The organism is Ferruginibacter sp., from assembly GCF_031430955.1.
In the GTDB taxonomy this organism is placed as follows: Bacteria; Bacteroidota; Bacteroidia; order Chitinophagales; family Chitinophagaceae; genus Ferruginibacter.
The window spans coordinates 1-7,553 of record NZ_JANPCM010000241.1 but is presented as its reverse complement, the minus strand read 5'-3'; the positions used below and the strand labels follow the sequence as shown (position 1 = coordinate 7,553).

8 protein-coding genes and 1 pseudogene are annotated in these 7,553 nt (G+C 36.3%); 3 read left to right on the top strand and 6 right to left on the bottom strand.

The window, feature by feature from the left end; genetic code table 11:
- A partial coding sequence (locus tag ACY65O_RS06750; RefSeq protein ID WP_462220089.1) for a carboxypeptidase regulatory-like domain-containing protein occupies positions 1 to 898 on the bottom strand: 898 nt, incomplete at its 3' end.
- Positions 899 to 1,045: 147 nt separating this feature from the next.
- Between ACY65O_RS06750 and ACY65O_RS06745 the strand changes: the two genes are divergently transcribed.
- Both ACY65O_RS06745 and ACY65O_RS06740 read left to right on the top strand, forming a co-directional pair.
- On the top strand, positions 1,046 to 1,549 hold the full coding sequence (locus tag ACY65O_RS06745) for a DUF5606 family protein (protein WP_462220088.1): 504 nt from the start codon (positions 1,046 to 1,048) through the stop codon (positions 1,547 to 1,549).
- Between the two features lie 149 nt (positions 1,550 to 1,698).
- Positions 1,699 to 3,411 (top strand): M3 family oligoendopeptidase, encoded by a 1,713-nt coding sequence (locus tag ACY65O_RS06740; protein WP_462220087.1) that lies wholly within the window; start codon positions 1,699 to 1,701, stop codon positions 3,409 to 3,411.
- 28 nt (positions 3,412 to 3,439) lie between these two features.
- On the opposite strand, the pseudogene ACY65O_RS06735 reads toward ACY65O_RS06740, so the two are convergent.
- The 5 genes and pseudogenes from ACY65O_RS06735 to ACY65O_RS06715 all read right to left on the bottom strand — a co-directional run bounded on the left by ACY65O_RS06735 (position 3,440) and on the right by ACY65O_RS06715 (position 7,055).
- Positions 3,440 to 3,826 (bottom strand): annotated as a pseudogene (locus ACY65O_RS06735) (PIN domain-containing protein).
- Positions 3,827 to 3,896: 70 nt separating this feature from the next.
- Complete coding sequence (locus ACY65O_RS06730; RefSeq protein WP_462220086.1) at positions 3,897 to 4,040, bottom strand: hypothetical protein; 144 nt, start codon at positions 4,038 to 4,040, stop codon at positions 3,897 to 3,899.
- A gap of 127 nt (positions 4,041 to 4,167) precedes the next feature.
- Entirely contained in the window at positions 4,168 to 5,544 is a 1,377-nt protein-coding gene (locus ACY65O_RS06725) for a tetratricopeptide repeat protein (protein WP_462220085.1), read from the bottom strand.
- Positions 5,545 to 5,787: 243 nt separating this feature from the next.
- Positions 5,788 to 6,201 carry a Fur family transcriptional regulator gene (locus tag ACY65O_RS06720; protein WP_462220084.1) on the bottom strand — a complete coding sequence of 138 codons (414 nt, stop codon included), beginning with the start codon at positions 6,199 to 6,201 and terminating at the stop codon, positions 5,788 to 5,790.
- Positions 6,202 to 6,314: 113 nt separating this feature from the next.
- Entirely contained in the window at positions 6,315 to 7,055 is a 741-nt protein-coding gene (locus tag ACY65O_RS06715) for an SCO family protein (protein ID WP_462220083.1), read from the bottom strand.
- Positions 7,056 to 7,169: 114 nt separating this feature from the next.
- Here ACY65O_RS06715 and ACY65O_RS06710 point away from each other — a divergent pair.
- The coding region (locus tag ACY65O_RS06710; protein WP_462220082.1) for a MerC domain-containing protein at positions 7,170 to 7,553 on the top strand (384 nt) is incomplete at its 3' end.

Genomic DNA, 7,553 nt, shown 5'->3' with positions numbered 1-7,553 from the left:
CGCCACCACCAGTACTTGTAACTCCCAACAAATCCTGGCTGCCAAAATTTTGCATATTAATATTATTAAAATTGCCCACTAACGATAAGCGCCTGTTGCCATTAAAAAAACTAATATTGCCACCTGCACTGTAACGGCTGTCGGTTCCTGCACCGGCATATATTCTTCCAAACTGGCCGTTCTTTATTCCTGATTTGGTTACAATGTTTACTGTTTTTACAGAGTTGCCATCATCAAAACCTGTTAGCTGTGCCTGATCGCTCAGCCTGTCGAATACCTGAATTTTATCAATTACTTCGGCAGGTAAATTTTTTAATGCAGCTGTTGCATCATCACCAAAAAAATCTTTACCGTCTACCGTTACTTTTTTTACCTGCTCGCCCATTGTTGTTACCGTGCCATCTTTTGCAACAGTAATACCAGGTAATTTTTTTATCAGGTCTTCGGCAGTAGCATCGGGGTTTACTTTAAACTGGCTGGCGCTAAATTCAGTGGTATCGCCTTTTTGTTTTACGGGTGGGGTTTTTGCAATTACAGTTACACCAGTTAAATCAGTCGCAATTTTTGCAATGGCAAAAGGAATAGCATCTTTATTACTTGCCTGTAAAGTTATTTTTTGTTCAATTTTTTCGTAGCCTGTAAAACTTATTTGTACTACATAAGCCTGGGGCAATAAATTACTAAACTGAAAATTGCCTTTATTGTCAGTAACCTTCAACGTTTTTTGTGTGCTGTCGCTTTGCATTATAAGTGCTATAGTTGCCCCTGCTATGGGAGCTTTATCATTCTTATCAGTTAGTTTTCCTTTAAGGGTTATATTTTGGCTGTTAGCTGCTAAAGAAATTAATCCTGAAACTAAAAACACCCATACTTTTTTATCTGTAAATTTTAACTGCATATTACTTTAGACGCCGCAGTTGAAAAAAACTGTCGCAAAGAAAATAATCTGCTGGTTTCTGCTTATTTTTTAACAAATCCTCTCATTAATATACATTGGTTAATTTGCTTTTTTACAATTAACTTGCAGCCCTAAAATTTTATGAGTATGGATTATAATAAATTAGCTTCCGTTACCGGCAAAAGTGGGTTATTTGAATTGTTATCGTCGAAAGCAGACGGTGCAGTAGTTCGTTCTTTAGAAGATAACACCACACAATTTGTAAGCAGCCGCATACACAGTTTTTCGCATTTAGAAAGTATTGAAGTATTTACAGTAAAAGATAATGTGAATTTATCGGAAGTATTTTTGGCCATGAAGGCCAGCACCGAAAAATTACCTGATGCTAGTGACGCAAAAGCAGTAAAAGCCTATTTTGGAAAAGTATATCCTGATATGGATTTTAGCAGGGTGTATGCCAGCGATACTAAAAAGATGATAAAGTGGTTTGAGGTTTTGGTAAAAAACAATGTAGAAATAAAGCTGAGCGAAGTACCGCAGGAAGGTGCTGAAGCAAGTGTTGCCAAAGCAAAACCAACAGAACAAAAAACTGCATCGGTAAAAAATAATGCACCGGCTAAAAAAATAAATTCGCCGAGGAAGATGGCGTAGGTTGGCCACGGACCTGCCTGCCGGCAGGCAGGTTACACAGATCAACACGAATTTTTTAAAATACAAAATCCTGCTATGGCTTTACAAGTGTAGCAGGATTTTTAAGGTTTTACAAGCTTCTATTCACCATTCACAATTGACCATTCACCATGTACACCGCCGATATAAAAAAACTCCCCCGCCATTTTGTTCCTGAAAATTTTGTACTAACGGACTGGAGCAGCCTGGAACCATTTTTTAAAAATTTATTAGAAAGAAATATTGATACCAAAGAAAGTTTGGAACAATGGCTGAAAGAACAGAGCGAACTGGAAGCCATGGTTAATGAAGATGCCTGCTGGCGGCAAATACGCATGACCTGCGATACAGAAAATAAAAGTTTGGAAGAAGCTTTTAATTTTTTTTGTATGGAAATACAACCCAAAATTCAACCTTATGCCGATGCACTCAATAAAAAATTAGTGGCACATCCCTTAGCCGGTGAACTGGATGCTGCAAAATATTTTACTTATCTCCGCAGCGTAAAAAAAAGTATTGAACTATTCAGAGAAGAAAATATTCCTTTGCAGGCAGAGCTTTCTGTTTTGCAACAACAGTATGGCGTTATTACAGGCAAAATGATGGTGGATGTTGATGGGCAGGAATATACTTTGCAACAGGCTGCTAAGTTTTTAGAAAGCGCCGACAGAAATAAAAGAGAAGAAGTGTACAGAAAAATGCAGGACAGGCGGCTGGAAGATACTGCACCATTAAGTGATTTATACAATCAACTTATTGAAAAAAGAAATAAAGAAGCGATTAATGCCGGTTTTAAAAATTACAGGGATTACCGTTTTAAGGAGCTGGGCCGTTTTGATTATACCGCAGCAGATTGTTTTCAATTTCACGAAGCGGTAAAGTTGCATGTAATGCCTTTGGTAAATATTATTTATCAAAAGAAAAAACAAAAATTAGGGTTAGATACTTTGAGGCCATGGGACATCGATGCAGAACCCGCAGGCACCGAGCCTTTGCGACCTTTTAAAACAAGCGAAGAATTAATAAATAAATCTATTGAGTGCTTTACTAAGCTGCGTCCGTTTTTTGGCGACTGCCTTAAAAAGATGAACGAATTAAAACATCTTGATCTGGAAAGCAGGAAGGGAAAAGCTCCCGGCGGCTACAACTGTCCGTTAGCTGAAAGCGGTGCACCATTTATTTTTATGAATGCTGCGGGGCAGATGCATGATGTAACTACAATGGTGCATGAAGGCGGCCATGCGGTACATTCTTTTTTAGCACATCCTTTAGAACTCAGCGGTTTTAAGGAATACCCAATGGAAATTGCCGAAGTGGCCAGCATGGCAATGGAATTATTCAGTATGGATGAATGGGAAACTTTTTTTGATAACGATGCCGATCTGCAGAGAGCAAAAGAACACCAGTTAGAAAGGGTGATAACAATTTTTCCGTGGATTGCTACGATTGATAAATTTCAACACTGGATTTATGAAAATCCTGCTCATACCAACGAACAACGCACCATTAAGTGGAACGAAATTTTAAATGAGTTTGCTGATGATGTAATTGATTACAGCGGATTAGAAAATTACCGCAGCAATGCCTGGCAGCGCCAGTTACATTTATTTGAAGTGCCGTTTTATTATATTGAATATGGTATTGCGCAACTGGGTGCTATTGGCATGTGGATGCAGTTTAAAGAAAACAGGCAATTGGCAATGGACAAATACTGCAATGCATTGGCATTTGGGGGTACTAAAACTTTGCCTCAATTATTTGAGACCGCCGGATTAAAATTTGATTTTAGCCCGGAGAAAATAAAAGTGCTGATGGAGTTTGTGAAGGGGGAGATGGAAAAATAAAACTTTTCCTTACTACATAATAAGTAAATCAAACCAATTCTAATCCTTCCACTTCTTTAAAATGAGCATCGTTAGTATAAAGTGGCAGTTGGTAATGTATGGCTGTTGCGCCTATCCATATATCATTCTCCGGTATTGGTTTCCCTTTATTAAGCAACCCGGTTTTAATTATGCCATAATTTTCTGCAGTGGTATTATCTACATTTAAAATAATACACTTGGGTAAAAAATTTTTAATTTCCAGAAGTTTTTTTTATAAATTATTAGAACGGTAAGCACCTAAATATAACTCTCCTAAAACAACAGCAGGTATATAAACTTTTTCCTGTGCTTCTAAAACAGCAGCTATCTGCATATCGCCTTTAAATAATTCTATTACAATATTAGTATCTATCAATAATTTATTTCCAGTCATCGGGGTTGATTTGTTCGCAGCTTTCTTCAATAATACGTTTCATTTCATCGGCTTCTGAAGCTATCCATATTCATGCAAAAACTTTAAAGCTTTTAAAATATACTGCAACTAATTTATTTTTACTGATAACAGTTTCCACTTCATCTAAAACTGCATCATTCTCAATTTTAAGAATCTCTTCTATCAGGTGTAATTTTTTTGCTTCTCCGTACATAGATAACTAATTTGATAACCAAATTTACTTTTTTTCTTAGTTAAATAGAAATGTTTTATTCAATCACTCAATATGCAGGAATATTTAACAAAGGTATGGTGAAGAATAAATAAAATCGTTTCCCTTTTCACTTTACCAAACCCAAAAATTGCTGATTTACTTTCTTAATAATATATCCGCTTATCCAGCCCACATAAGCATATTTTGGAAAAATAAATTTTTTGCCGGGGTTGATGGTATTGATTTGTTTTACCAGTTCATCTAACCAAACAGTGCCGGCAAGCAAAGCTTTTTGATCGTAGGTATTTATTACACGATTAATATTTTTTTGCGTTGCTTTAGCTTCGTCTGCGTTTTGTATAACAGAAATATCGGGATGAGTAAGCCCGTTATAATCTGAAAACACTTTTTGGCGAAATGCTGTAATATCGCCGCTGCTAAGTTCCGTATAATTATTAACGGCACTTTGCGGATACATCAGCGAAGCTATTGACCATACAATTCCTCCAGATAAATACACCGCATCTCTTGATTTAAAATCTGGCTTACCAACCAATTCATCAATCATTACTTTTATTAAACTGTCTTTAATAATTTGTTCTGCTGTTTTTAAAAACACTTCTAAATTTCCCTGCACTTTAGCATCTACCAAACGCTGAAAAGATTTTGTGCCCAAAGAAAAATTAACTGGTACAAATTTTTTATTGCTGGTAAAATAGCCGCCTTTGGTATTACCGCTTCCAATATCTAACTGGTTATTACTGTAACGGTTTTTTTGCGGTACAATACCTATAAAACTCAATTCCGCTTCCTGCCCGGGTGTTACATACATTATATGAATGGCAGTGTCAATTTCTTTAGGGCGGATGACGTTTGCAAAATAATCTACTTTTTCATACCTGTCCAGCTCCTGTTTTAATCCGCTGCTGATTACAATATAAGTTCGTTTACTTACCACCTTAAAACGGTTCACAACAATATCCATCAGCTTTGCAATAGCATCCCTGCTTTCTTTTTCACTTTGATAAGACAGCGATGCAGCATCTGTATTTATAGAGGTATCTAATTTTAAAACGTAATCGTACTGCCTGTCTTTATTAAGTGTTACATCAATAATACTAAGTTTAATTCCTTTTGCGCCCACTTCAATACCGGCGTATAAATCACCAATGCCCTGCACACTTTTTAAAAGGCTTTCCACCACATTGGCAATTATATTTAAATTCTGGCTGCGGTATAATGCAATAGCTTTTTTGTACGATTTTACAGCCAGTTCGGGCTGCTCTGTTTTGGTGTAATAATTACCCAAACCTTCGTTGGCAAATGCCATGCAATAAACATCTTCAAATTGTATCGCTTTTTCCAATCCTTTTTTAAAAAATTCTTCAGCCGCTTCAAACTGCTGAGCTTCCAGTAAAGAAGTGGCGGTTTTTAATGTTCTGAAAGTTGCCTGGCTTTTTATTTTTTGAGCATGTACGGCAGTGCTCCCTAAAAAAAAGCACATTAAAAGTATTTTTTTAAACAACATTGTAGTAATAATTTTTTTTGCTGAAAAATTTATTTAGGTACTTCATTTGCAGTTAAGCAGGGTTAGGAATTTTTTGATACAGAATAGCAGTAATTATATTTGGCTAAGTTAAAGCCATTGGAAGTTGTATGGGTAAAAAACACAGCTCCAATTGTAAACAGATTTTCCCCTGTTTTAAAAAGGCTAAAATAAAAATTTGAAAAATACGCCTTTAAAAAATTATTTACAATCATCGCAAATTCCACTCACTACCATTTGGGCATGTTTGGGTTTAAAGCCTTTGGGCAGTTTTACTTCGGGCACAGTTACATCATCGAGGCAGGTAGTTTTAAAACAAACATCGCAAATAAAATGTACGTGGTTATCGTGGTGGTGTCCGGCTTCGCAATCCTGTTTGCACAGGGCATATAAAATAGAATTATCGGTAGTAGGTATGTTATGGATAATACCTTTATCAACAAAAGTTTGCAGTGTTCTGTATACGGTTACCCGGTCAAAAATTTCGCCGGTGCTTTTTTCAATATCGGCATGTGCCAGTGCACCGGGGCTGTTTAAAAATAATTCTAATATTTTTTTACGGCCATCAGTTACGCTGAGCTGGTTCTTTTTTAATATATCGAGAAGGTTGTTCATTACATTGTAAAGTTAAATAAAGTTAGTGAGGCTTCTATCGTGAGCGGTGAGTCGTCAGTCGTGAGTAAGATAACGTGTACAAATTTTATATTGACCATTCGCCATTCACGCCATTAATTCGGGTCGCTGCTAAATCCATTCATAAATCTTTTACTGGTAACTTTTTCTTTCAGCAATCCTTTAATGTCATTAATTAAATTATTAATCTCTTCATTATTTAATCCATCATACACCATTCCTCTCACCCTTCTTTGTTTATCTACCAAAGCAAAAAATTGGGTATGTATAAACTGATCTTTTATTAATTGTGTGCTGTCGGGTTTACCATTATCAATACCATAATCCAGCCGGGCCATTTTATACAATGATGCTTTGCTGCCGGTAACGAAGTTCCAGTTGAGGTTGAGGGGTATGGGGTTTAGAGGTTTAGTTGTAGAGTCGTACGCAATTTTATAAGAGCCGTCTTCATTTTTTAAAAGTTTACCATCAATCATTTTTGCTTCGTAAGCTTTTAACAAGGGTACCGAATCTGTTTCGGGCATGCAGGTATGCGACAATATCATAAAGTTGGGTTCATCTTTAAATGCATCATACACCCGCCGCATGTTGGCATTCATTATGGGGCAAATACCTTTGCAGGTGGTAAAAAAATATTCTGCCACGTATACTTTGCCTTCCACATCACGTTGCGTAATATTTTTTCCGTTTTGATTAACAAAAGAAAAATTGTCGACATTAGCATTTCTAACCAAAAGATTAGATTTTGAAAAATCGTAATCGCTGAACACCATTAAATAAAAAGCCCCCAGCAACAAAGAAAAAAAAACTACATACAGCAGCAACTTCTTACTCATACAAATATTTTTTTGCAAATTTACGCCGGATGCAATTGGGTAAAAAATGTTGTTTTACTCTTTTTTAAAAGTTGCAACCTTATTGCAAATATACTATCTTTGCCCTCCATAAAAATGAATATAAAATTAAACTGGGACGCTTTGGGTATTGGCACTTCTGTTGCCTGTGCCATTCATTGTGCATTATTGCCGGTGATTGTAACCAGTTTGCCTATTTTTGGCATCAATATAATTCATAATTCTTTTTTTGAGTGGGGCATGATTGCGCTGGCTTTTGTGGTAGGCGTTTATTCTTTGTATCACGGCTACATAACGCACCACCGTTCTTTTATACCGGTATTAATTTTTGCTTTGGGTTTTATTTTCCTGGTATTAAAACAATTTTTTATTCGGTTTGAATATTTGTTTTTAGCCATTGCCGTGCTGCTTATTATAACAGCGCATTATAAAAATTACAGGCTTTGCCAAAAAAGTAAATGTGCATCACCACACCATCAG

Excerpts from the sequence above, each read along its gene's own strand:
- ACY65O_RS06745 (WP_462220088.1), top strand. The coding sequence starts at position 1,046 with ATGGATTATAATAAATTAGCTTCCGTTACCGGCAAAAGTGGGTTATTT.
- ACY65O_RS06740 (WP_462220087.1), top strand. The coding sequence starts at position 1,699 with ATGTACACCGCCGATATAAAAAAACTCCCCCGCCATTTTGTTCCTGAA.
- ACY65O_RS06730 (WP_462220086.1), bottom strand. The coding sequence starts at position 4,040 with ATGTACGGAGAAGCAAAAAAATTACACCTGATAGAAGAGATTCTTAAA.
- ACY65O_RS06725 (WP_462220085.1), bottom strand. The coding sequence starts at position 5,544 with ATGTGCTTTTTTTTAGGGAGCACTGCCGTACATGCTCAAAAAATAAAA.
- ACY65O_RS06720 (WP_462220084.1), bottom strand. The coding sequence starts at position 6,201 with ATGAACAACCTTCTCGATATATTAAAAAAGAACCAGCTCAGCGTAACT.
- ACY65O_RS06715 (WP_462220083.1), bottom strand. The coding sequence starts at position 7,055 with ATGAGTAAGAAGTTGCTGCTGTATGTAGTTTTTTTTTCTTTGTTGCTG.